Source organism: Nocardia sp. NBC_00881, assembly GCF_045207455.1.
In the GTDB taxonomy this organism is placed as follows: Bacteria; Actinomycetota; Actinomycetes; order Mycobacteriales; family Mycobacteriaceae; genus Nocardia.
This window is the reverse complement of the sequence record NZ_CP108798.1, coordinates 7,901,698-7,927,663: the sequence shown is the minus strand read 5'-3', so window position 1 is coordinate 7,927,663 and position 25,966 is coordinate 7,901,698. Positions and strand designations below refer to the sequence as shown.

General features: G+C 64.3%; 10 protein-coding genes. 3 read left to right on the top strand and 7 right to left on the bottom strand.

Features of this window, described 5'->3' with window-relative positions; genetic code table 11:
* Nucleotides 1-179 precede the first annotated feature (179 nt).
* The 4 genes from OH799_RS33655 to OH799_RS33640 form a co-directional block, all read right to left on the bottom strand.
* On the bottom strand, nt 180-16,109 hold the full coding sequence (locus OH799_RS33655; protein WP_406272800.1) for an FAD-dependent oxidoreductase: 15,930 nt from the start codon (nt 16,107-16,109) through the stop codon (nt 180-182).
* Between the two features lie 18 nt (nt 16,110-16,127).
* Complete coding sequence (locus tag OH799_RS33650) at nt 16,128-16,679, bottom strand: YbaB/EbfC family nucleoid-associated protein (protein ID WP_406272797.1); 552 nt, start codon at nt 16,677-16,679, stop codon at nt 16,128-16,130.
* A gap of 129 nt (nt 16,680-16,808) precedes the next feature.
* Nucleotides 16,809-17,873, bottom strand: coding sequence for a hypothetical protein (locus tag OH799_RS33645; RefSeq protein WP_406272795.1), 1,065 nt, complete (start codon nt 17,871-17,873; stop codon nt 16,809-16,811).
* A 10-nt stretch (nt 17,874-17,883) separates the two neighbouring features.
* Nucleotides 17,884-19,131: a hypothetical protein gene (locus tag OH799_RS33640; protein WP_406272792.1), complete on the bottom strand. Its 1,248-nt coding sequence runs from the start codon at nt 19,129-19,131 to the stop codon at nt 17,884-17,886.
* A gap of 155 nt (nt 19,132-19,286) precedes the next feature.
* On the opposite strand from OH799_RS33640, the gene OH799_RS33635 reads away from it, so the two are divergent.
* Nucleotides 19,287-19,520, top strand: coding sequence for a hypothetical protein (locus tag OH799_RS33635; protein WP_406272789.1), 234 nt, complete (start codon nt 19,287-19,289; stop codon nt 19,518-19,520).
* A 109-nt stretch (nt 19,521-19,629) separates the two neighbouring features.
* Here the strand turns inward: OH799_RS33635 and OH799_RS33630 are convergent, their stop codons facing one another.
* Nucleotides 19,630-19,752 (bottom strand): hypothetical protein, encoded by a 123-nt coding sequence (locus tag OH799_RS33630; RefSeq protein ID WP_406272786.1) that lies wholly within the window; start codon nt 19,750-19,752, stop codon nt 19,630-19,632.
* 16 nt (nt 19,753-19,768) lie between these two features.
* Nucleotides 19,769-20,341 (bottom strand): hypothetical protein, encoded by a 573-nt coding sequence (locus OH799_RS33625; protein WP_406272784.1) that lies wholly within the window; start codon nt 20,339-20,341, stop codon nt 19,769-19,771.
* Nucleotides 20,342-20,446: 105 nt separating this feature from the next.
* Between OH799_RS33625 and OH799_RS33620 the strand changes: the two genes are divergently transcribed.
* Complete coding sequence (locus OH799_RS33620; RefSeq protein WP_406272781.1) at nt 20,447-20,893, top strand: hypothetical protein; 447 nt, start codon at nt 20,447-20,449, stop codon at nt 20,891-20,893.
* A gap of 376 nt (nt 20,894-21,269) precedes the next feature.
* Here OH799_RS33620 and OH799_RS33615 read toward each other — a convergent pair whose 3' ends face one another.
* The gene (locus tag OH799_RS33615; protein WP_406272778.1) at nt 21,270-23,648 is read right to left on the bottom strand and encodes a hypothetical protein; all 2,379 of its coding nucleotides are present in this window, start codon (nt 23,646-23,648) and stop codon (nt 21,270-21,272) included.
* 551 nt (nt 23,649-24,199) lie between these two features.
* Between OH799_RS33615 and OH799_RS33610 the strand changes: the two genes are divergently transcribed.
* Nucleotides 24,200-25,840 carry a hypothetical protein gene (locus tag OH799_RS33610; protein ID WP_406272775.1) on the top strand — a complete coding sequence of 547 codons (1,641 nt, stop codon included), beginning with the start codon at nt 24,200-24,202 and terminating at the stop codon, nt 25,838-25,840.
* The last annotated feature ends 126 nt before the right edge of the window (nt 25,841-25,966 follow it).

The following is a 25,966-nucleotide window of genomic DNA, read 5'->3' as shown; positions in this document are numbered from 1 at the left end:
CCTTCGCCGCGCGCTGCTCTGCTCCGGACCAGAAGACCTGCACCAGCTCGTCACGGGAATGTGTAGCAAGGATTTCGAGTCCAATCCTGCATCGCTGATGACCCGTTCGTCGCCGCCGACGTAGCCGTCGCCGATGACAATCAGAAAATGCAGCCGGTTCGGATCAATCGCTCTCTACGTTAGAGCGAGCTAATTCGCACTGGAGTTTCGTCGAACCACACGGCGCGCGGGCGTCGCCCAGGCTCGAACCTGACGAGCGGCTCCCCGCCGGGTACATGCGGCTCCAGTAATTCCTGTTGGAGATCTTCCTGCGACTCCGGGGGAATCCAATGAGCTACTGCGCCGTGCATGACCCGAATGTTGGAGTACCGCTTCAGCGTTTCGATGTGCCCTTCGTACACCGACTGGGATGTGATGAGTGATCCGTCGAGATTTCGTAGGGCTCCGAGATCGTTGTCCGGTCCGTAGGGCCGGCGACGGTCATCATCTCCGATGCCCCACACACACCCACGGTCGATGTCGAGCGTGCTCTTGCCTAGTTGCCACTCCTCGAGCCGCACCCGGTATCGTTTCTCCAGCTTCTGGTCCCGCAGGTGGTGAGGCAAAGCTTCCCAGTGTGCAGGCAAGGCGGGGGCAAAGCAGCCGACCAGTCCGAGGTTTTCTGGATCGGCGCCGAGTTCGACGTCGAGCTCAGTGATCGTCTTATTAATGACAGACGACGGTTTCGGCAATACTATTCCGGAATTTATCCATTTCAGGCCATAGGGGTTGACCGGTCGCACGTCGATTATAATTCGACGCGCAGTAGCGGCCCGTTGTATCTTCACCTGGTCGTTGCGATGAATTCCGAATCGTAGTTCGGTCGCTTCCGGCGACAACTCGAAGAAGCCAACATCCAGCTCGAACCATATTGCCTTCCGAAGTCCCCTGACCCACTCGGCATCCGAAGGTCGCAGCATCGCAAAATTGCACCGGCCAAACATCGGAAACGTCGAGGTCGCCCATTCCCGTAGCGACGGCGCCCCCTGGAGACTGGTATCGAACACACCGACACCCACCACCTCCGTTGCTGCCCGCACGAACCTCTGCACCATGACCATCACCTCTCCGGTCGTGCGCTCGAGCCCTCTCGTAACCAACGCGGGCAGCAACCGGTCACCCGCATCGGCCAACTCGTCCGGCATACCCGCCAATCCAGTACGCAGCGCATGAGCCGCGGCCGCAGTACCACTCCGATCACCAGGCTCGATCGTCAGATGCCGTGTGACGCACACCGATCCCGCATCGACCAGAGGAGGCAACCACGGGGTATTCGGCTGAGGCTCACCGCCGGTCGGGCCGGGATCGAATGGTTTGTCCGCGCTCAGCCCGTCACCCACGTTCGAGTGCCTCAGGACCTCGGATCCCACGTCCGGCGCCGATGCAGGGTCGATCCCCGGCGAATCGATGTGCCCGATAGCTAGGGTGCCGCCATCCGTTTTCCCATGCAGGGACTCGTCTGAACCAGCGTAGACCGGTGCGGCTGTGGCTGACTCGTTTTCGTTCGAGCCGAGTTGCCGCAGATCCGGGCCGTAGTCCGAATGCCGCTCGTCGACCTCGGCTGTCGCGAAACCCGCGCATTCGCTGGGACTTTCGCCCGCCACCGGTGGCTCGGAACCGCTGCCCCCTTGGCCGGCCCGCGGCTCGGGCGCGGGATCGACATCGGCGGATGGCGGACCATGATATTTGGGCGCGCGGGGGTTGGAAAAGAAGGTTATCGGCGTAAACCCTCTGCCCATTGCAAAAAAATACGCTCCGGAAGCATCGAAAGGCTGCGCCTGTGATGTGCTCGATGGGGGTCCTGCCGTGAAAGGGCCCCTGAAGTGGGTGGGCGGGTCGGTCGCCGCACCAGCTGCTGTCGGAACCTCACCGGGGAGTTTGACTTTTCCCTCGATGAGACCGATGCGACCAAGATTGTACAACGCCGCACCCAACGACGTCAGAATGCCCGTGCCCCCGTTCCCGTAGTCGAGTAAAACACGCCGTCCCCCCGGACCCCGAATTTCGTCTGATCGAGCGCCACCTTCACGAGCAGGCCTCAGCCCGATACGGATGTCAACGATCTCGTGGCCCATCAGTTTCGGCTGCAGTTGATATACGCGACGCAGCATACGAACCACGTCCCCGGGATCCGGCTGCGTATTCGAATTACCATTTTCGTACGTCCCACCAACGACAATCGTGTCCGGGGTGAACACGGTCCCATCCGGCATAACCATAGAGCCATCCGACCTCGTCGTAATGCTGTCCGGGGTGAACACGGTCCCATCCGGCATAACCATAGAGCCATCCGACCTCGTGGTAACGCTGTCCGACGGCAGCACGGTCCCATCCGGCATGACCACGGCGCCTTTCCGCCTGATCATATAGCAGACGCCGTCCGGGTTGGCATCGTCGAACATCCAATCCGGAATGTCCAGATCAGCGGGTATTTTCAACGTAACACGGAGACCGGCGATCGGATACATGTCCGGATCGCCGAGAAGTGCTCCCGATCCCAATCCTGTCGCGGCGATAATCGGGCTCGCATCGTGTCCGACTTCGTCCAGCGTGGAAAGGTAGCGCCATTCGAACTCCACCCCGTGGGCAATGCATTGGTCCCATAAAAATTTGAGATATATCGGCATATTGAATATCGGGACCGTACCGACTTCCCCATATACCGCGCCGGGCGGCAATTCGTCCGCTGTCGCCGGTCGTGCGTCGATGAGGTCTTTTAGGTAGGTCATCCACGGTGTCGACTCGCCCTCGAACCGCTGCAGAAAGATGCCCGTCCCCATGTACACGCCAGTGGCCGGATTCTGTGCCATCTGTCTGAATACCAGGAATGACAGGATCGCCCAGTACATTTCGAGTTCGGAATCTTCTATGGTGGTCACATCCCAGACCCCGGCGGCACCGAAAGCCGATACTGTGTCGAACGGCTGATCTTTGGCAATGATGGTAACGCGATAGCCATTAAGCCTCAGCACGAGGGCGGCGGTCAGCCCTCTGCCGCCGGCACCGACGACGACAACGTGGTCACGGTTGTCGCCGTCCGAATCCCCGCGAGGGACCTCCGACGACGGCTGTTCACCGGCAGGCTGCGGAGCCTCCGGGTGGTGGCCATCCACGGAAATGTCTGAGGTTTCCTCGGGCAGCGCGCGGTCGGGCACGTACGGTGGCGCGGTCAGGTTCGTATTGTCACCCCGCCTCCCACCCACAGGGCTTGTCCCAGTGGCGACTTCAGAATCGGCGACGCCGGATTCATCATCCGAACCAATAGCAGGCTCGGCGGGCGCTGTTTCCGCCAGCGCAGACGCGGAATCCGCGGCGGGCTTCCCCTGGTCTTGGAACCACGACGCCTGTGGTGGAGTTTCGTCAGGTCCTGGTTTGCGGACGTCGATGTAGACGTGCCACTCGCCGTTAACGTTCGTTCTTTCCGTTTCCGTCAACGAAAGTTTTCTTGCAAGAAGAACCACGCTATGACGATCCTGTTTCAGATACGCGGCCGGAGTACCTCGGGAAACATTCAGGTGAATTACCCCACGCAGATGTGCGCGATCGGCCTGACCTTCCGGACCAGAAGATGCGGATATGAAATCCGGGTAGACACCAGATTCGAAACTCTCCGCAGAGCGTTCGTCCACGCGGCATATGAGTTCGATCGGCTCGGGCAGAGGTTCCATAACTTCATCGCACATCGAATTGATGCTATCGACAGCAGCGGACGGCCATCTCCCTCCCGTGACCATTCCCCATTTGCCGTTGCCACGCATATACGTGTATGCGCGGAGCACTGCCTCCCTTGTGGCACTTTTCTCCAGGATCTTCTTGCGATAGGCTCGCTCCGGTATCTTGAACGTCACCTGACCACTGAATCGCCGATCGCCGTCGGCCTTCAAGTCGCGGACAGAAACCTCCTTGAAGCCAATTCTGGCCACAAAATTCGCGAAGGACGTTCTCTTCACCGCATCCATTGCCAATCGCTCAGGCGATAGAGACCTATCTCGCCGCAGAATACCGGCGGCAGCATTTACGGCGGTTTTATAGAAGAAATTGGGCGCGCCGGAATCCGATGCGTTCAATCCGAGCGAGATCTCCCGGACACGATCGCCGAACACACCCATCATGTCCCGAAATATCTCGAGGTTCGGCGGCATCTCGTGTCCGGTCAGCAATTCGACCGAAAGGTGACGATCCTGGTCGAGTGTGCCATGGATGCCATCGATACGATCCAGAGCCACGGACGAATTGAAATGTCCGGGTCCGCCCCAATATTCGACAACCCCTGCCCGCGACAACACCACCGATCCGAAGGTAGGCCACCCGGGCTCCGGCCGCCCCGGCCTTCGCCCGTCGCTGACCAAACGAGCCTCCGCCTCTGGCGCCGTCACATCGCCCCACCACCTTCGATTCTTCTTGTCGAGCCGATACGCCGCCTTCTCCGCCCCCCTGATCTGGGCAGCCTCCGCACGCAATCTGATTCGGGCAGCCTCCGCACGCAATCGCGGATTCCGAAAATCCGGAGCCCGCAGATCGGCCAGCCACACCCGCCCCTCGGCATCGAACCGGGTCCTCAGGTACGCGACCCGCACTCCGTTTTGGGCAAACTCCGCGCGCAATTGCGGATCCAGATGATCCGGAGCCGACCCGACCACCCTGGCTCGGCCTGAATTCGCCCCGCCGGTCTGGGCCTCGCCATCGTCAAGTACCCGATAGCCCCCCTGCGTTGCCTGCACATCATTTGCCGCCACCGCCTCGGCGCGGGCTTGCAGCAGCGCCTCCTGAGTGCGAACCCGGAAAAACTCCTCCAGCTTTTCTCTCACCTCCCGCACCTCGTCGTACTTCGCATAGTCGACACGTCGCCTCAACTCCCGCGCATTCGCATCCGACGCAGCGATAGCCAGTGGCAGATCAGTACCCAGCGGCGACTCACGAGCTGCCCGCACAGCCTCGGCGAAAGCAGCGCGTCGCTCCGCCGCCACCTCCTCGATACGCCGTCGCCGCTCCGCGAGGTCCGCCGCCACCTTCGGTGACGGCACATATCTACGCTCTGGCCCGATTACCACCCAGCCATCCGACAATTTGTTCAGGGACGAATCCGACTCATTCGCCTCGAACGCACCCGGTGCATCGGCCGAATCAGCGGACCGATCATCAGGGTCGGACCGGGGCGAAGCCGCCGCGGCGGTGCCCTTCGGCACGATGCCACTGCCGACGACCCAGCCAATCAGACGTTCGCCGATCCCGGCCCACCATGATGACGAGGCCGGCACGTTCTCCGGGGAAATGAACTGCGCCACGCCATCCGTCGGATCCTCTCCGGCGACATCACTGCCAGTGTCCGGCGCGGTATCATGCTCCACCACATCTGCATCTTGGACACCGCCATCCCGGGTGTCGCCACCCGATGGATCGTCTCCCGAGCTGTCGGCGGCGGCAGCAGTGGTCCCTCCGGAATGCATCACTCGCGGCAGTTCGTGTGGCGCGAGGCGGAGCACCAACGCACGGTCGGAGAGCTCCGGCGTCTCCTCGCCCCGATCGACAACGAGTGCACCATCATCCGGGTTCCGTACCGCGGTGATATCGCCGGTCGCCACGCGCTCGGCCTCCCCGACCAAACGGACGTAACGGGGCGCACCGTCCTCGTCCGCCCGGCTCTGGAGTTCGGCGACCTCGTCAGCGCGCACCCCGAATCGTTCGACTCCCTCGGGCGACAGCGTCCCGGCCCGCCGGCGAAGCCCCGGCCAATCGCAGTCCACGACCGGTTCGAACCCGTTGTTCAGGCAGAACCTATACCGAATCTCGTGCTCGGACGAATACTCGACCACGATCCAGTCGCTGCCTTCGGCAAATGCCTGCATACTCGCGCCGTCGAGAATTTCGCGAGCAGTATCGTCTGCGCCGGCGCGAACGAACAGGAGCAGGTGCAGCTTGCGCCCCCCATCTTCCGGCCACTCCGTCGTCAGTTCGCCCCGCTCGGTCAGACCGAATGCGGCGACCAAACCGGAGCGGTCGTACGCGATCCGCATATCGTCGGCAGCGGCAATGTGGGCCCGGTACAGCCCGACATCGGACTCTCCACCGGGGATCCCCTCGGCGAAGGCCAGGGCCAACGCCGCCTCGAGATTGTCAGATGTCGTATGGCTGGACAGCACGGAAAGATTTCTGATCCAGGCGTGCTCGGTGGGTGTTTCGTCACGTCGCACAACAATGCCCCGCAGCGGCCCATGCGGTACGGATTCCGGACCGACCCGGAAAGCAGCGCTCGAAGGTACCACGCGGCGGCCCGCAGCATCGAAGAAGAGAACGTGGACGGCGACGGTCTCCGAAGTCGGCGCATCGAGCCGATATGGTCCCCTCCACTCGGGAGGATCGATGTACTCCTGGTGATGACTGCGTTCTTCCCACGTCACCTCGGTGACCCAAGTCTGCTTGCTCTTCGTCGCAAAGGACAGCTCTGCACCCTGTTCACCGTGTGTCGCGGCGATCACGGCCGTCCACCCGTCCTCCATCGTCTCCGCGATCCGATCGCGCGCCATCAGGCCGTCGAACCGTTCCCCCACACCCGCTCCGGTGTTCACCTCACACCACCGTCCACCCAGAAGTTCCGCCAACCTGCTACCCGATATTTCGCGCAGGTCGTCGTGTGTCAGCACCGACGATGCCACCACCCGCCGGTCCGACAGCTCCCTCAGCAGCAGTGCGAGCGGCAACTGGGGGTAGCCGGCCAGCCGTTCTGATACGGCGTTTCTGGCCTCGGACAACGGTGATCCGCCAGGGGCATGTCCTGCCCGATCCGGTGCGGGGTCGGACCGGCCCACCCGATCGATCACCGAGTCTGGGGGGACCGCGATGTACTGACCGGGCACCCGGAGCTCGGCGATCCTCGCCCTGTCACTCACCAGCCGGGCGGCTGCGCGACCGCCGTAGTCGACGCCCCGTACGGTAATGACAGGATTCGGATATCCCCCGCCGTCCCGGTACGCAGCCCGCGTCAGCGGGATACTTTTCAGGTCTTCGAACACAGATTCGGCGATCATCCCGGCAATGGCCGCGCTGATATGCGGCGCACCGATCTGGTCATTTCTGAGGACTGAACCAGCCAACGGTGACGCAGGAAGGACTTTCGGCGAGTCCGGCTCGACCGACTCTGCGCGGAAGTAGAGAATGATCGACCCGGGCCGGTCCGGGCCGGCAAGATCGAGGACAGCCCGCGCAGCGGCCCGCAACAATCCATTGCTGCCCATCGGCTGGGTGATCACCCAGCACTCGATGGAATCGGCGAGATCCACATCTTCACCGACCGCGATCGCGCCCATACCGCCCAGGTTGTGACCCAGCAGCCGGACCTGCAGTCGGCCATCCGGCGTCAGCCACTCGCGCACATCATCGAGTGCCGAAACAAGACTCCTGATACGTGACCGAGACGGGTACTGCGGGTCTGCCAGAATTTCGGCCAGGTAATACAGATTGGCGCGGTGGACCCACTGCGCCGGAGTCGTTCGCCTGGCTTTCTCGTACCTGAGATGGTGCGTCGGGAGGGCGACCAGACCCGGGAAACTCCGCACCAGCTTCCACCACTGCCGGTGAGTCAGCGTCTGTGGCCCGCTCAGCCACCAATCGTTCAACGCCTGGTACGCACTCCTATCGGCAGGACTGTGGTCCGGATCGGGAAGGATGGATCGAGGCGGTTCGGCGGCCCTGGCCGAGACCTCGGGAAGGACGCCCCATCCGTCCAGGACCCGGAGAGCACGGTGTCCCATCCGCCGCCAGAACGAACCGGGCTGATCGGTGTCGCGCCGATGCTCCACCGATAGCCGCGTCTCCGGGCGTGCGTCCGGCGCTGTCGAACTCGCTGTTCGCGCAGGATCGACAGCCTGTCCGGCGTTGTCGTCGTTGGCCATCTCGCCACGGACCGTCAAGCGGTTCGTGCGCGACCCGAGCGGCGCGTCCAGGTCGAGTGGACCCACCAGGAGCTGAACCACATCCACATCAGGCCGCATCGCCCCGGCGACCCCTCGACGGGTGTTCTCCACCCGGCCCACCGGACGCACCAGCACCTTCGGCTGAGGAGCGACCGCGTCCATAATGTCCCCCGGCACATCCGGACCGACCGCGCCAGGCTTGCCCGGGTTCCGCACTTGGCCCACAGCACGCTCAGCAGGCGACCGCTCCGGCACACCGATATTCCGGCCTACGTCGGCGTAATAGCGCCTCCCCTCCGGCTGAACCGGCGACCGCTTGTCCGAGCTCTCGGGCTCTACCGGACTGAACGACTCCGATGCGACAGTTCCAGTTGAGGCGACTGAATCAGACGGCGCTCGATCCTCCGACTCGACTGAGTCCGATACCGGTCCGTACATCCTGAACCAGACCTTCTTACGCCAGACTGCTTCGTCGTTCTTACTCCGGCCTGCTTCGCTGTTCGGCAACTCCGTGACCCCATAGTCGCGCCCCTCAACAGGGAAAGGCAGGCCGGGGTCCCTGTGCTCCATCCACCCGAAACCCGCGAACGTACGCAGGACGCGCGCCAAACCCATCTGGCCTGTGGACATCGAATCACCGGGTGGGGCACCCTTCCGCTGGCCCTTGGACTCAGTGAACGTCACATCCTCGGCGCTCACCGTGTCGAACACCTCGACCTGAACGCCGAGACGGTGATCAGGCGTTCTGAAGGTCTCGACCGTCACCATGACCTCGCCGCCCTTGGCGTGCTCTAGCCCATTGGTGGTCAACTCGGTAATCAACGTGTTCGCAGCGTCCAGCATGTCGGGCGGGCAAGCTTCGACCAGTAACGGACCGGCCGCAGCACGTGCCTTCCCAGGCCCCTCCCGATCACCGGCCGTGATCCTCACACTGACGAGTGTTTCCCGCCGCGCACCACCGGACAGCGCTGCCCCCGAACCTGGTTCGTCGAGGGCGAACTGAAGTTCGGCAGCGCTCCACCGATCCAAATCATCCGATGTCATCTCGATGGAACCGACGCCCTCCGGCGCGGGGCCCTCGATCGACGCCGGGCCGACCACGCCGGATCGGCCATCGTCGGTATCGCCATCCGCAGGTTCACCATCGCGAACCACACCCGAGGCCGCCGAACCGACGCGGTCGGCAGCCGCTATCGGTGACAAACTTGTTCCGCCGACTTCAGCATCGGTGACCTCGTCAGCCGAGCCAGGAACTGCGGGCAGATCTGGATTCGACTCGGGTGTCTCCCTGCCAGCACCGCGCCCTGATTCATCGCTCGAATGAGGGTCGCCGGGAGAATCCGCGCCGCTCGCATCGGAGCGCGGCGCCCTTGTGTGCTCGAGCTCGACCAGCGCATCCCACACCCGGCGCACCACATCTGGCCGCACCGGCTCCACGCCATCGAGCGCCAAGGCGACCATCAGCTGAGTCAGGCCGGCCTTGCGAGCCAGAGCCTCCGAGACCGCTTTCTTGTCGCCAACACCATCGATCGAATCGATTCGGATGCGTAGCGCCAACCGATACACGGCACTTGACCGGAGGTGCGCGATCTGCTCCTCGGTCTGGTGCATCGTCTCGGCCGTCTCCGCTGTCGAAAACGTGCCGAACACCTGCCGCCGCAGGCACTCCCGCTCATCATCGGACAGCGAAGCAAAACATCGAGAGAACCTGTCCGGATACTCGGTCCGAGCGGTCGACACCGATTCGACCGCCGTGCGACCGGCCACATCCCCACCGGCCAACCACCCGGCAAACAGTCGATCGACGCTCTTCTTGCGACGCACCGGCGCTATTTCGGACATGCCCCATTCGGCCGCCATCTCGGCTTTGGTCGGCTGTCTCGCGGCTAGCACTGTCCACCGGATCACCTGCTGCTCGAGTGGCCGAAGTTCGGCAAACCAGCCCCAAAACCTCTCCCTATCGTTATCCCAGACTGTCCTGATCTCACCCGAGTAGTTCCCTTTGGAGGGCGGCTGTGGCCGCATGCGCTCGGCCACTGGAGCGGCCGTTTCGGCCGCAGCAGCGCGAACGGCGACGGACTCGATCAACTCCCGCACAGCCCGTACCACCGCGTCCGCCGCCGGGGTCGAGGCGCGGTCCCGCAGCAGCCACGGCCGAAGAGAGTCCTGGTCCTCGAGTCCCAGTTCGGCCAGACGGCTGAGCACCGTCTCGGGAGCGTTCAGGTAGGCCCGCACAGCCGTCGACCATTCCCGGCCACCGGGCATCGCACGACCGGACAGCCATTCCGCCAACCGGTTCTCGGCGGTTCCCCCGGGGGCAACCGACAGCCCCTGGAGGAATTGCTGCTCAACGTTCGCGCGTAACGCGGGCGGAAGTCGCCTGATGTAGCGCTCCGCGCGCTCAGGGTCGGCGAGCAGTGCGTCGATGATGATTTCCGTCGACTTACGACTCCGTGCGCCAGACACCTGGGCCGCGTCGTCGGTCAGCAGATCGAACAGGTGCCCCACGGCTCGCGAATCCAGGTTTCCACTCGACTCCGCGCCACGCCTCGCCACGACACCGGCCGTAGGCAGCTGCCCGGTCCGGCGCAGGATCCAGTCTGCTTCGGCAGATGGCAAACGGTACAGGCAGCGCAGCAGCATCGGTCTGGTCGCCGACGCCAGCAACTGCTTCTCCAGTGCCGACGCCGCGCCATCCCCTCCTGCCGTGCGCATCCGCCACAGCTCCCGTTTGAACCGGATGATCCTGCCACGTTCCGAGACCACCTCGCCGGCGACGCCGACCAGCCAAGTCCCGACATCATCGGGTATGTCCACGTGTGGCGTGATAGCACGTGTTGCCCGCAGGAAGGTCTCCCGCACCAAGCTCCGGATCGTCTCCGCGGTCCCATGGTCACCGACAGCGGACGCCACCTTGCTGGTTACGGTGTCGCCGTATCTTTCCCGCAGCCGACACAGCGCCTCGTAATCACCGGCACGTGCCGCCGCCACCCATTGATCGGCCGCCCCTGGCTCCGGGGGTGACCCTCCGGCCGCCGAGATGGAAGGGACAACAACAGCGATCGAATCATCGATCAGCGCACGAAGCCCCTGCGCCAGCCTGTGATACCACACCACCCTCTCGCCGCGCGGCTCCGGAAAGGGGGTCTGAGAAGCGCCCCGAAACTCAGCTCCGTCAACAGAAGACCCCGAATCACCGGGAGGCGACGACCCCGGACCATCAGGCTCCGGAGGTCCGATCAGCCCATCGCCGCCGCCCGAGACATCGTCACTGGCCACCCCCGAACCGCCGGCAGGACCGGACATCGGCCCATCATCCGAATTATTCCGGTCCAGACCGGCGTTCAAGTCGCCCTGCCTGTCGTCGCGCGGGGCGCCCGGTGAACCCCGCTGCCCCGCCGACGACCCAGGCACCTGCGAATCACCATTCGTGGCGATGTCGGCAGTCTCCGTGACCAGCGAACGATCGGACCGGCTGTCGCCATCAGTTGCGGAGCCGGACTCGCCGCCACCAGGCGGGTGGTCCAGACCTAGGCCGATGTCGTTGCCACCCCGCGCGGTACCGCGATCAGGTGGAGTGCCGTCCAGCCCCACCGGTACATCGGCCGACTCAGCCATTCCATTCGGATCGCCCTGCGTGCCGCCGCGCGGGTGGTCCGGTGCACCGTGGTCGCGCGGGACCTGCACCTCAGCCCTCCCGACGGCAGGGACCTTCGCTCGCCCGACGGCAATGAGATTCTTCGGTGGTACCTTTGCCGCCGCATGCACGCTACGGGTTCGGGGTTCGGCCGGAGGGTGCTGCGCAAGAACGCCGGTGATGTTGTCGTGCCCGCCGCTGCTGAGAGCCTGGCTCGTCAGCGCAGCGAGGGCTCCGCCGAGGTCGCTTCCATTCCGCTGGACGAGGCCTGCAAGCCGCTCCGCTTCGGGAAGGTCATTCCACATACCGTCAGTGCACGTCAACACACTGCCCGAGCCGGAAATGGGTTCTGTCCGGATATAGTCGTCGACCGCATCGGGAACGCTCCCCTTCACCCCGAGACAGTGGGAGATCACATGTGCAAACGGGGATTTCAGCGCAACGCGTTCGGGCGTGCCACGGTCCACAAGCATCGGGACGACCGTATGATCCCTGGTCAGCAACCTCGATTCACCATTCGTCCCGGCGAGCCAGTACACCCGGCTGTCGCCGACCCAGCCCACTGTGATTCTGCCCGATTCGAGGAGTGACGCGCCGATAGTGCACGCTGGTGGCCGGTCGGTGCGAGGATAATCGCGCTGCGTCAACTCGACCACCGCTTGCTGCGCCGCATCGATCGCCCCTTTCATCACCGCGACCCGATCGAACGAGCCGTCCCGCCCGGCCTCCGCCACCGCCCGCTCCAGATAGCCCGCGGCCGCTGCTGCGGCCACCCGCGCAGCCTGATGGCCATCCGTAGATTTCGACACGCCGTCGCACACCACACTGATGACCACCGGCTTGCCTTCGAGATGCACCACCGCGAAGGCCATGGCATCCTCGTCACGCTTGTGTCGCCGACCCATGTCGCTGACCGCGGCGACCGAGCCGAGGTCTTCGCGAATATGCACGGAACGCTCCGCCTCGGTGCGTGGCCCGAAACCCGATGCCAGCACGGTTTTCGGGGTTTTCGGCGTCGGCTCCTGGTCGGGGACGAGATCGGTCGGGTCGACACCAAACCGTTCGCGCAAGACCCGAACCGCCTCGTCAAGCCGCCGCTTCGCCATACCCGCGGTATGCAGCAGGTGGCGTTCATGGGGACTGAAGAAATGTACGTGGTCGCTCGGCGGCGATTTTTCCGCATCCTCGGCATCCATCGCGGCCTTCACAGCGTGCAATTCCGCCTCGGCTCGCGTGTACTCATCCCATGACGCAGCCAGTTCACTACCGCCCGGCGTCCCCGGCCGCGTCTGTCCCTCGCCGGGTGTGGGGGCAGAGTTGTTCTCGACATTCGCCGAGCCCGGTTCGGATACCCCACCGGTGTCTTCACGGCCGAAGCGCGATCCGCGTTCCCGCGAGGGTTCGGCCGCGCGGTCCGGCGGGGGACCAGCCTGCGCGCCACCGTGGGGAACAAGACGGTTGAGCCAATTCGGCCAGCCCGAGTCGGATGTCGGGGACGCGGCGTGGTGGTGGTGGGTCCCGTCGCGGACCGAAACCTTTTCTGCCGAAGCGGTTCCGGCGATAGATGTGGAACCATTCGGAGGCTCGGCAGGGCGATCGGCGTCGCTGCCGCCTATCGAGTTCGGTCCGCGCGGTGGATCGGCAGGCGCGCCAGGACGTTCCGGGTGCATCCCTGCTCCGTGCCGGGGCAACCGTGGGCCGCGCTCCGTCGGTATCCCGCCTGAGTGCCCGCCGAGGGAGCCGCGAGGAAGTGCGGATCCCCCAGCGCCGGTCGAGGTTCCGCCTGTGCCATCTCTCTGTGGCAAGCTTCCATCCGAACCGCCACTGTCGACCTGGGAGCGGTCCCTCCCACCACCCGGCATGTCCGGCTGGGAAGATGATGCCGCCGAACCGGTTTCACTGCCTGGTCCCGCCAAGCTTGATCGACCAGGTCCGGCCACCGACGCCTCGCCGCCGACGCCGACTCTGGCGAGTTGTGCGGCATCCACTGCATTCACTGCCATTTCCGCGGACTCGACGGTTTCGTCCAGTGCGGCTTGATCGTCGTCGACCTTCTTGATATTCAGACGAGTGGCGCCAATGCCCAATGCTTGCAGGGTGTGCGCTGCCCCCTCCGCGGATCTTTCTTCCAGCGGCTCGGGGTCGACCATCTTGTACGAGGTAGCGGATACGGCATGCGGCGATACCTCGGCGGATCGGCCGGTGTGGGCGGTAGGGCCGTCGGTGCTTTCGGCGCTCGCAGCTGCCGCCTCCGTAGCGGCACTGTCCTGGTCGGACCGCGATGCATCGGCATCGGCCGATACACCCGTCGGCTGATCAGCTCGGCCGGTCTGCGGATTGGACTCGACCTGCTCCAGAGTTGCGGCGTCTCCAGCGAGCACAGGTTCGGAGTCGGCCGACTGCTGGAACTCGGACGAGTTCTCGGCGGATACCGAAAGTTCCTCGTCCGCCGACGCTGGGCTCGGCGCAGGCCGGTCGGCGTAGCCGGCCACGACCGACCCCTCGGTTGCGGTCGTGCTCTCAGCCGTTGCGGTCGCCGCCCGCGAGCCCGAGACGGTGTCGCGAGTCTCATCGGGCGCATTCGGCTCGGGCAAGGCGGACGAATCCGTCTCCGCCCACGGCCGGTTGTTCCACTCCTGCTGCAGTGCCAGGAGTTCGGACAAGTCCACTCGTCGGCCACTAGTCTTGGCGGCGGTGATCGAGCTGAAAACGTCGTTGATCCGTTGCTGGATATTCGCGCAGAATTGCTGCTGCTCGGACGGCAGGCCGCTCGTGCGGTCAGGGTGCGCCTCCTTGGAAAGGGAGCGATAGATTTGCTTGGCTTCGTTGAAGCCGTCGACGGGTGGCGCAACGTGTGCTTCCGACGGTTCGTCGCTGTGGTCACCCGGTTTCGATCCCTGGCCGTCGTTGCCGGGCCGCGAATCCTCACCGCCGTCATATCCCTCTTCCCAGGAAGAATCGTCGCGACCGAGGTTCTCGAACACCGCGTCCCACCTCGGATCTTCACGACCGAGGCCAACGAACAGCGCTTCCCAGAACGATGATGTCCCTTGTCCATTCGAACCGAGCGGCCCACCGCCGGCCGCGCTGAATACGGTCTCTCCCTCAGCTGTCCGATCCCCATCGAGACCCTCGTCCGCCTTCGATGCATCCGCGGATACTCCTACCAAGGGCCGGCCGACCCGAGTGGAGTCCGAATCGGCGTCCGCCCACTCCGTATTGGCTGGGTCCTCGCTCTTTGCCGGTCGCGCCGCGACATCGGCGCCCGGCTCGCCGACCACGGCCGCAGCGCCGCCACCACCACGGCTTCCGTCCGGTCCGGCGGACGGAGCGCACACCGGATCGGATGGGCCGCCGCTACCCGGGCTTGCGCCGCCGCCACTCGGGCTCGACGCATCGCCTGCTGCGGGCGGTGTGGGTGCGATGTCGGGACCCCCGGTAAAACCGTCGTATTCATGAGCGCCACGGAAGCCGTGGATCATCGACGGACCAATGCCCCCCGCGATGCCGCTGGTGAACATGTACGGATCGATCTCGCTCCACTCGCCGGTCACCCACCTGCCGCCGAGCAGACCGCCCCCCACTCCAGCGAGTCCTGCTGTACCGCCCACCACCGCGCCGGCCCCAGCGCCAGCCCAGCCTCCCTTCTGGAATGCCCTGCCGAACGGCACAGCGGTCGCGGTTCCCACCGGACCCGCGAACCCGCCGGCAATCGCCGCAATCGCTTGGTTCTGCCAGAACTTGCCCCAATCGAAGCCACCCTTGCCCGGATTGTCGGCCTGGATCGCTCCGACGATCGAACCCTGTAGGGCCTCCTGCCCGAATTCCTCGAGGGCCTCATCGGGGATCTCGACGATGCCCTTCGCGATCAGCTGCGCCAACGGGTCCGCATTCGCCGCTGCCTGCTCGCGTGCCTCCTTCCGGATGAACTTCGACAGCAGCTTGTCGTCATGATCGGCACCTTCGCGTGCCAGTTTGAGGAGATCGTTGGCCACCTTTCTCGAGAACGGGCTGCGCAGTGCCGGGATCAGCCGCTGGATCACCAGCACGATTCGGCTCTCGAGCAATTCCCCGACGCGCAGGAACCACGTCAGGGCTTTCACGCGTGCCATGGCCTCTGCGTACGGAGCGCCCGGTCCCATCGCCCTCGCCGCCAACACTCCGCCAACCAATTCGAATACCCCGAGAATGTCGTAGAGCTTGGCCTCCTGCACATCGTTGCCGAACTGGTTGGCGGACTCGGCCAGCATCACCGCATCACCCGACAGGTCGGCGAGCGCCTTCTGCAGGTCATCGAAGAAATTGCCGATCTCACCCGGCGCTTTACCCTCCGGGTACGCAGCCAGCGTCTTGTCCATCAGCCTCTGTAGCTCGGCGCTGTGCTCCGCCCAGTCACGTCCGACCTCGGACAGCACCCGGCCGAGCTCCCAAAGGAGGTCTTCATCGGCTTCAGGCCATTCACCGACGAGGAACTCGAGCGGGCCGACGATATAGCTGGCCCACTCGGGAAAGACGATGCTCATGGTCTACCGTGCCCCAACTCACCACGAGTCGTCGCGAACGCCCCGGCCGGAGCGACGTTGCTGTTCGACGTCGGTGAACTCCGTAGCCTGGTCCGGGTGGTCGTTGTCGGCCACTGCACTTCGCCGAGCATCGGAACTTGTCGCCGTATCATTCACCACTGCAGCATGTCTCGCTGACAGCGAAGGCAACCATGCGCTCAGCCCCTCGGGCATCAGCGTCTCGAGATCCGGCAAGCGCTCGAGAATCATCGACGGGTCCGGCAGCGGCGACTGTTGCGTTATCAGTGGATCGAACAACTCCTGGCGTTTGCGCTCGAGGTCGGCGGCAGCAGCGGAGGCAGCGGCCACGGCGGCCTTGGCGATCTCCCGGTAGCTGAGATCGTCGATCGTGGAGGAGAATCGGATGTCGGTCACCGTGCCGTTCGCGTCCACCATCACTCGCACTCGGCCGTCTCGGGCGGCTCCGGTGCCGGTCAACCGGGTCCGCCGTTCCTCGGCTCGTGCCAGGTCGCGCCACTGCTCGGTCAACGCCGCCAAGGCTTCCCGTCTGGCGCTCGAACTGTCCACCATCCCAATCACCTCACTTCGGATTCCATGTCGCGATGGTCAGTACGAATGGTCTGCTCAACCTGCTCGCCCGAGCGATCGTTCTCACTCGAAACAGGCTGGTCAGAACCAGATCTGCGGTTGCCCGCCCGGTCACTGCGTCTCGGCGGGTTGTGCGGGCCGACTGGTGTGAGCGGCCTGGACCGGTTCCTCGGGCCGTGTCGTTGTCCGCCTTGACGATGCTTGGCCCGGAGACGAGGTCTTCGCCGCCCCGTCGCGGGGTGCGGCGGATGGCGTTGCGGCTGCCGCGGTTTTCGCCGCAGCCTGCTTCTTCGCGGGAGTGGCCCGCCGGGAAGACGTCGGCTCGGATTCGGCCGCGGGTGCTGATGCGGGCCGTCGCACCGCCTTGGCTGGACGGGCCGCCGGTGCAGCGGGCGTCCTCGGTACGGGAGACCCGCCCGCCGCACCCGCCGAGCCCGTGTGCGGGACAGGCGGGGTGCCCGTCGTCGCACCAGGTGATCGGCCGAGGGAGACCGGCACATCGGCGCCCAACTCCGCCACAGCTCTATCGGCATGCAAAGCCTGCATGTCGGATATGCCCGAGTTCAGGGTTCGCGTGCCGGACCCGGCTGTGGCCATAGCCCCGGTCTCTTGCTGTCCGGGATCGTCCGATAAATTCGCCTCTGTGGGCTTGCTATCGCGACCGGGAAGGCCGCCTTCGGAACTCTCGTCCAGCCCGGACAGGCCACTTCCATCCGGGCTCGACGGTGAGCCAGGCACAGACGACGCGTCCATCTCGCCGGCGGGAATGATGCCTGACATGCCCGGATAGTCGTGTGCCGCAGACGAACCGCCGGTCACGCCCTTCCCAGCCGAGGACTGGCCCGCGCCCAGCCCGCCGACCACCGACAGGTCCTCGGCCGAGAACTCCTCGGTTTCCGAGTGCAGTTCGGCAACCTCGGCCAGCCCTTCCTCCAACGCCAGCACACTGTCCGCGATTGCCTGGACACCGTCGATCACGCTGTCCACCGACGTCACGAAACCTTCGGGGCCGTCGGCGAATTGGCTGCCGAAGCTGTCATCGCCCCATGCGGCTGAACCGACCGACATCGCACCGGTCAGCCTCGCGATGGAGTGGGTCAACGCCTCCCGAAACTCGCCCAACCCGTCGACGACCGGATTCAGCGCTTCGGGATCGACACTCAGTCTGTCGCCCATGTGCCTGCCCTCATTTCGACGCTCGATGCCCGGGGGAGACGGCGAGACCGGCCAGCGACAGCTCACACATCGCCCCGTCGATATCGGCATTGCCGTTGTCACCGAATACATTTGCCAGATCCGCCCAGGTAACCGCACCGCTCTCCGCCGCCGCAACCAGGGCCGCCACCGCCTCTTGCCGTGCGGCATCCGGTTCACCGAACAACCCGGAGATCACCTCGACGACAGTGCCACTCGTCCACAAACCTGGAACGGCGACGCTGAACTTGTCCGCCGAAGGGGATTCACCCCGGTACCAACGATCGTGGTCCCACCAGTAGCAGAACGACAGAAGCCCGCCCGCCACACGAGGATTGAGTACCGGGTTCACTACCCACTCCGGTGCGCCCGCGTACAACCGCGGCAACGGCCCACCCGAGGCGTAGGCTGCCGCGAGTTCGGGCGCGTTCCACAACCCACCGGACAGCACCGCCCGCTTCCCCGGCAGCACGAACAGCGTCGCACCACTGCGCTTGGTGCTTTCGAACCAGCCCAACGCGGGCCGCATGCGCGGACCCCACGGCGACCCGACCGCGACGAACGCCGCGGCCATCACCGCCCACCGCGCCCACATCGCCGGCAGGGCCGGGAAATCGCGCTCGGACGGCACTGGCGCCACCTGTGCCGCACGGTCGGCGCGCACCGCCTCGGCCGCCTGCTTCGGCGACCGCGACTGCCGTCCATCGTGCTGGAGGTAGGCGGCCAACCAGGTCGGCAGCACCCGACGCGGATACGTTACGAGGTCCGCCCGATAAACCTCGGGAGCGAACAGCTGCTCGTCCGGGAAAGGCTCGTCACCATAGTCGAAGTCGATCTCGACCGTGCCGCCCGCCGTGTGCCGCATCAGCATTCGCCACCACGGGCCCCGATCCGATTGCGCGGTCAGCCAGCGCTGCTCCCGCGCCAGCGCCAACACCGACTCAGGCGGACGCGCGCGAAGCGTCCGTTGTTCGTCCTCGAACCCCACGTCGGCGAACTCGGCCGCCGAGGCGAGCGCGAAAACCGCCGTCATCCGCTGCCAGCCCGACGGCCCCAACGCCGCCAGCTCCCGAGCGATCCGATGGGCGAGTTCGTGCACCCGCTCGACAATGTCATCCGCGGCAGCGGATTCTGTGTCCAACAAAGTGAATTCGACATCCGGATCGGGTGCATTGCCCACGGCGCCGGCACCAGCACGATCGTTCGGCACAACCGATTCGACCGCAACCTCATACCCCATTGCGCTTACTCCCGCTTCGCCGGTCCCGATGAGAGGAATTCTGCGCGTATGCCAGTGTTTGTATCGTCTGCAGACGATGCGACTTCCCTATGAGACTGTAAGAATTTCGCGCCGACCGGAGATTCCGGCGGTGCCGACCCGATTGGCTGACGATCATGACCACATCGGAGAACAACCCGACAAACCTCGACGAGTGGCTGGACTCGATCGGGGTGATCCACGTACTGCTGAAAGATCTGTTGCCCGACGACGTCGAACTGGACTACTCCGCCGAGTCGCTCCCTGTCCTCGAAGCGGCGTCGTTCTCCGTCGACGAGGTCGATCTCTTCGATGACGCCGTGGCCGCCTATGTCGGCCAGACATTGCGGCGTGTCGCGTGTGGCCGGTAGTCCTCGGATGAGACCTGGGCACGACCCCTCGTGTAAGCCGATGACGCTCTCGGCCTTCCCCCCGTCTCCCCTGTGACTCTGGTCAAAGAGGCCGACCTATTTTCGGCGTTCAGATGGTCCAACCGTAGTAGGCACGGCGGCATATCCTCTGGTCGTAGCAGCGGTAGGTGTCGGCCAGGAAGTTGGTGAGTTCCAGGCTGCTGTAGCCAAGGGGCGATCGGAGAGTCGACATCGAACGACTCGTGGACCTACTCGAATTCCACTGCGAGTCCGTCCGGATCGAGCGTAAATCCGCGCTCCGACATCGGCAGAGCAGCCTCGCTGTAGCGTCGGTGTGTCTCTTTACGGGCCTGTACGAGTAACGTGGGGTCGGCATCGACGACGAGTAGGGTCGTGGGATCGGGAATGAACGCCACCGGTCGATGGCGGTAGGAACGGGTTACGGCGGCCAGCCATCCCGGCACCTGAAGCAGCGACGGAGAATAGTTGTCGTTATCATCGCCGACCCGAGATATGTTACCGCTCGACAGCATTTTCGTGCCAGCGGTCGCGGCGAGGTTCTGCCATGCCACGTCGAACACCTCGTCCTCGGTGATGCACCATTCGTCGAGTATTGTGTCCGGCGGAAAGTTGACCAGCCCATGTAGGTCTATCGCCACCAGCTCATCGAGTTGGTCGGACAATAGGGAGGACGGGCGGCGCAGTCGCGGCGGTGTGACATCGCGCAGAAACGTCGAACGACGCAAAGCCGGCCGCAACAGCGGACGGACACCCATCCAGGTGTGAACCGCCGGTGAAGGATCGCTGTACATTGTTGCCACACAACCAGATTCCACGGTTTCGATCCGAGTCGCTATCACCAGCCGCGGGAAACAATTTGGTCGTGATTGCACTATCGTGCACCTCGACAGAGAGAGGCAGCCACCGTGGGAGCATCTTCCTGGGACTACTTCGTCCCGTACCAGCCGGATCTCAACGCGGCATTGGATGCGTTACGCCGTAAGGTGTTCGCCGATCGAGACTACTTGTGGCCGCCGGGCACTGTTGTCGGGTCCGACGAGAGCCAGGTCATCTCACCGCCATCTACCATGGCCGAGATCTTGGACGATGAATGGTTTTGGGAGGTGGGTACGCACTCGATCCTCGATATGTTGCGCGTCGTGGGCGAAAATGATTCGCCGGACCACAGAGACGTGCGGCCGGTTCGCCTGGACGAGGCGGTGCGTCGCACTGGCACCGATCTGTTGACTCGCGACCACGTCGAGATCATCCAGGACCTTGCCGAAGAACGTTGGATCGGCCGGTGCGCGGTGCTATATGACCTGCACGGCCGCCCGACTGAGATCTACTTCTGGGGCTTCTCCGGCGACTGAGCGCGATAGATTGCATCACTCCCTTGTCCGGTGATCGCATTGTGCCACGCGGGCCATCCAGCAATCCCGCCCGCAGGATGCGATCGCCTTGGGAAGGCATAAAGAGTTCGCCTCGCGAAAGTTGCACACCTTACAAATATCCCTAACTTTGGGAATGATCGACGATGACCGATAACGGCGCCGGAGCATGACAATCCGCACTGGAGCGCGATCGCTGGAGAGAACTGACCCGCGATCTCCCCAGGGAGTTGGAGGATGTCGCCGCCGGGGTCACGAACACGAGCGCGATGGCAAGGCCGGCTGCGTACATTCGCGCCGGCCCACACCTCCACCGCGGTGGATCCGTTTGTACGCGTTCGCGACCCTGGGATCTTCCTCAGGCGCTGCGATCGCCGGAGAGTAGTCGCTGTGCACGCCTGACCCAGACGATGTCATTGTGCGGACAATCGGCGAACTGCCATGCCGCGCTCAGGTCCTGCTCGAACTCGGAGAGCGAGGTCGGATCGGCGGCTTCGATGGCTATCGGCACGCCAGCGTAATCGCCGTTCCGCCCGTACATCTGGAGCATCGTGACGAGGTTGGTGACCGCGGACTCCGGGAAAACCGCGTTGAGGTCACGCAGCCGGATGGGTGGCAACAGCGAGGGGATCAGCCAGTCCGGGATACGGGGAATGCGTTCGGGGTACCACAACAGTGGATCGCGGTGCAGAACCTCGAAAATTGTTGCTCGAGCAGTTTCTCCAAGGCTTGCCGCAACCCGATCGATGACTTCGGCATGGCCCCGTTCAGCAAGGACATGTAGCGCGTTCTCGGCCAGTGTGCGATTCCAGCATTGTTTGCCGAGCGCGAAGGCGACGATATCGATTGCGGCGGTGTCGACGTGGCGGTCGAACCAGGTCAGCGCGGTCCAACGTTGTCTCTTGCGGGTCAGCAAGAGCATCATCAGGAGGGTGACGTCGGTGCCGTCGGCAGGCATCAGGACAGGAGCCAGACTGGTGAGCTTTCTGGCGGACGCGGCGGCGATCGCGAATCCGAGTGCGTCGTCGCCGAAGCGGCCCAGCATGAGCTTGTACGGTTCGGCATCGTACGGATACCATCCGAATTGGTGCTGAGCCAGCCATTGTAGGCATGGTCCCGCAACGTCCGCAGAAACCTGCGCGAACGCTTCGAGCTGCGACCAATCCAGGCAGTGGTACGGATGCCGTGACCGAAGCTTGTCCATCCAGGTTTCGACACTCTCGTCGCTGCGAAGGGACGATCTGATTGGGGTGAGTGCCCATTGTTCCTGTTCGCCGGGCAGCCAGCGGAGCGTGGGCGGGCGGTAAACATACTCGGAGACGACGGCACGACGCTGTCGTCGGACGCTGTGCCAGGGCGGCGATACGAGCGCAGTGGGCAGTTGGTCTGGTGTGGCATCTGGAAGCCGGGCATCCAGTCCGAACACTCGCAGCGCGACAGGATCGACGCGCCCCGGCTCACTCACAATGTCTGGATACGCACGAACGTGCATCCAGAACAGATGCTTGACCACAGTCGAGTCTACGGTGACCGCACGCTGTGAGAGCAGCTTCATAGCGCGTTGCGGGAACCGTTCCATTGCTTTCTGAACGACCGAGTACACATACTCGCCGCTGACGTGAAATGGTATTTGGTTGGGCAATCGTCGGTCGGCCCGAGCCAGCAGCAGTCCGAATGCCTGGTCGGTGGGAAACCGGGCCAGGAAGCCGGCAAGCATTCGGGCTGAAAGAGCTGGGTAGTACGCGATGCCAGGATTTTTCAGCTTGTCATCGAGGAGATCGGAAATTACTTGCGCGGCTTCTGGACCCACCTGTGTGAGCACGTTCGGGTAGTGGTGGTACAGCGGAAGATGGCCGGCGATCTCGGAGAGCCGGGTGATCTGCCGGCCCGTAGTGGCAGACGCGGCCAGCATGACGAACGGATTCACAGTGTGACAGACCGGTGCGCACATCAGGTCGGCGTCCAGCCAGTGTTGTTCGGTGGGAGCCAGATACGACGTCGCCAATCGTATCCACATGGCCCCGGGATCGACGCGAAGCTCGGCGAGCCGACCCACGGCCGCTCGGTGTTGATCGTCCGATGCGGCCGCCAGATGCGCACGGACTCGCCGCAAGACATGTGACCACATCATTGTTCCGGGGTGGCTGACGGGCTGCAGCATCAGGGTCTTGTCTTTCGCTGTGTCCCACGCGTCTTCAGCAACGTTGTCTCGAATTATATGTGTCGCCTGGAACGTGTGCCAGACACGGCTGTTCTCCGACTCCGACCACATGGTCGTGTGACGGATAGGTCCTGTGGGGGACGCGACGCGCATTCCCGCCAGCCATACCGATACCTCCGCGGCGAACACGACGCCGTGCTCGGTCACCCATGTGTCGACCAGCCGATCGGCGCGTGTGTCGTCGAAGTCGACATTGGCGGTGGTGATTACACATATCACCGCTGCGCCGAGCGGGGTGGACTGCCCATCGAGAAACTTGCGGCCGGCAGCCGATAGTTCGGGAAAACCGGTCAGGGCAGTGCCTCTCAGCGCGTTGCCTATCCCGGGCATATGACGTGCGAGCAGCTCCGTAGGTGTGGTCGGCGCCTCCGGATCCACGGTCAGGTCGGGCTTCGGCCCCAGCCCACGGAAGGGATCGACGTGCTGCCACCATTCGGGCGGAACGACCCAAACGTCTTCTTCATTGGCAGCGCGATCAGCATGCACGTCTGGCTCGACCTCCGCCCGATACCCCATGTGCCATCTCCTTCATCGATATCGTTCGGGACGAATTCTGCACGTTCACCACTCTGCGCTTCCCCCGTCTACGGCGCGACCAACCTAGAGAAATGTAAGAATCTCGCACCCGGATACCGTCTTACTCGTTTCGCCGGAACGCTTCTGGACTTCGCCGGTGAATCGCCGTATCCGCTCGAAGACGCCATGTGGGGCTCCGGTCTCGACGAGGTCGATTTCTTCTACGACGCGGTGGCGGCCTATGTCGGCCAGACGCTGCGGCACGTGGCAGGCGGCCGGTGGTCCTGGGACGACAGCCAGGGACGTCCCCTCGTCCATGCCGATGACGTGCTAGACCTTCCCCCGGCCTCTCCTGTGGATCTGGTCAACAACACGGACGGTACGGCGTTCGAGCGGCTCTTTGAACGCTGGCAAGCCGCGGCGCGGGATTACGCTGCCGCGCACCCCGGCTGGCAGCGCGGGAGCACGAATTCCCACACTGGGCCGCGAAATACGGCGAGATCGGCATCTGGGATTTCTCCGCCGACTCCATCGACCAGCTGGCACGGTTGGTGTGCCGAACCACCCCGACCGCTGAGAAGTTCGAGAACCCCGCCAACGCATCGTTCACCCAGGGCGCGTTCTGGTACTTCGGCGAGATCCTCCATCGTGTGGTGCCCTCACGGTGGGTGTGCTCGCCGCGCCGCGGCGCGTTCGGCTTCGCGGTGCAGCGGGATTCGGACGATGACTGGCTCACCTATCCGGCGTCGTTGTTAACCGATTTACTCGACGACGGCCACCCGCTCGGGCTGCACGATGTGTACTACTCCTGGACCCGGCAGGAACCCGCAGGGCGCCATGAAGAGGAATGGATGTGGACTGGTCAGGACTGGCAGAGCCCGCTCGAAACGTGGATGGGATCGATCGCGGCACGGATCCTCGGCCTGCGTGAGGCCGGACTTCCCTCGGAGGTCCAGCTGGACTTTTCGGCCGAATCCCTGTACCGACTAGAGGAATTCGCGCTCGCCCACGACGATGCGGTCACCGATGCCGTGGCCGCATACCTCGGCGAGACACTGCTACGAGTCGGGGGCGGCTACTGGTCCTGGGGCGAGACCCCCTGCTACCTGAACTACGGCATGCCGATCATCAGCAGCTACCACGTCTACCCGCACAGCACTTCTCCGATCCGACTGGTGCACCTGGCCCGACAACAACGCAACGGTGTCACCTTCACCCAGGTATACCGGGCATGGGAAAGGCACGCGCGAATCCAGAAAGCCATGAATCCGAAGTGGTTTCCGGCGAAGCCGTGTACGTCCGGCCTGGATCCCGAGCCTGCACCGACACCGGTCGAGGTCTGGTGCGCCGAACGCCAACGGGCATTCCCGGCCTGGATCGCCCAATACGGCCACGGCGGTATCTGGGATTTCTCGCGTGACTCACTGGACCGGTTGACGGATGTCATCATGACCGTCACGCCGACCTGGGAACAGCTGCTGCACCCCGACAACGCCGAGTTCGCGGCGGGAGCCGTGTGGTACTACGGCGATACCCTGCGCCGAGCCAAACCGTCGCGGTGGGAAGGTCGCGGCGAATCGTCGCTGCAAAACTTTTGGGTGCACAAGCTCGACCGTGAGGAGTACAACCCCATTGCCGTTCTGCCGGTCCAGGATCTGAGACGGATGTTCGGGACCAGCCCACACGGCAGGCTGCGAGACGACTACGGGCGCTGGGTGATCGCCAGGTCGGCGGCCCGGGCGAAGAGAGCGGTCGACCGCCGCGGCCGGAAACGGTCGCGACGCAAGCAATCCGACAGCGACTACCTCGCCACCTGGCTGGCCGCTCGAGAACGCGAATTTCCGGACTGGATCGCCCGTTTCGGCGCGGACGGTAGCTGGGACTTCTCGCCTGAATCCCTAGACGCCCTGGAGACCCTTGTCCTCCGAATCGCCCCCACTCCAGAGGAACTACTCGACGACCAAGCCAACGCCGACTTCCTCAACGGCGCCATCTGGTACTGCGGCGAGGTCTTCCGCCGCGCCGAACCTGAACAGTGGCGATGGGCCTACGAGCGGAATTTCGGGCCCGACTGCTGCCTCGGGTCACCCGATGGCCGCGGCATCCGGGGACTGATCGACTGCCTCTCCGACGTGTACTGCTTCTACGATAGCGGGGCGTACCGCCGTGCGTATGGCCGCTGCGCTCGCTGAGTCGTGTCGATAGCGCAATCCACCTAGAGAAATGTAAGGATTTCGCGCCTGACGGCGATTTCGGCGGTCGGGATCCGCTTAACTGGTGCACACGACCGCACCTGGCAACAGGCCGGGGCAGCCAGT

Bases quoted from the DNA above. Each gene is read 5' to 3' on its own strand.
- OH799_RS33655 (WP_406272800.1), bottom strand. From the start codon at position 16,109: ATGAGCATCGTCTTTCCCGAGTGGGCCAGCTATATCGTCGGCCCGCTC.
- OH799_RS33650 (WP_406272797.1), bottom strand. From the start codon at position 16,679: ATGGTGGACAGTTCGAGCGCCAGACGGGAAGCCTTGGCGGCGTTGACC.
- OH799_RS33645 (WP_406272795.1), bottom strand. From the start codon at position 17,873: ATGGGCGACAGACTGAGTGTCGATCCCGAAGCGCTGAATCCGGTCGTC.
- OH799_RS33640 (WP_406272792.1), bottom strand. From the start codon at position 19,131: ATGGGGTATGAGGTTGCGGTCGAATCGGTTGTGCCGAACGATCGTGCT.
- OH799_RS33635 (WP_406272789.1), top strand. From the start codon at position 19,287: ATGACCACATCGGAGAACAACCCGACAAACCTCGACGAGTGGCTGGAC.
- OH799_RS33630 (WP_406272786.1), bottom strand. From the start codon at position 19,752: ATGTCGACTCTCCGATCGCCCCTTGGCTACAGCAGCCTGGAACTCACC.
- OH799_RS33615 (WP_406272778.1), bottom strand. From the start codon at position 23,648: ATGGGGTATCGGGCGGAGGTCGAGCCAGACGTGCATGCTGATCGCGCT.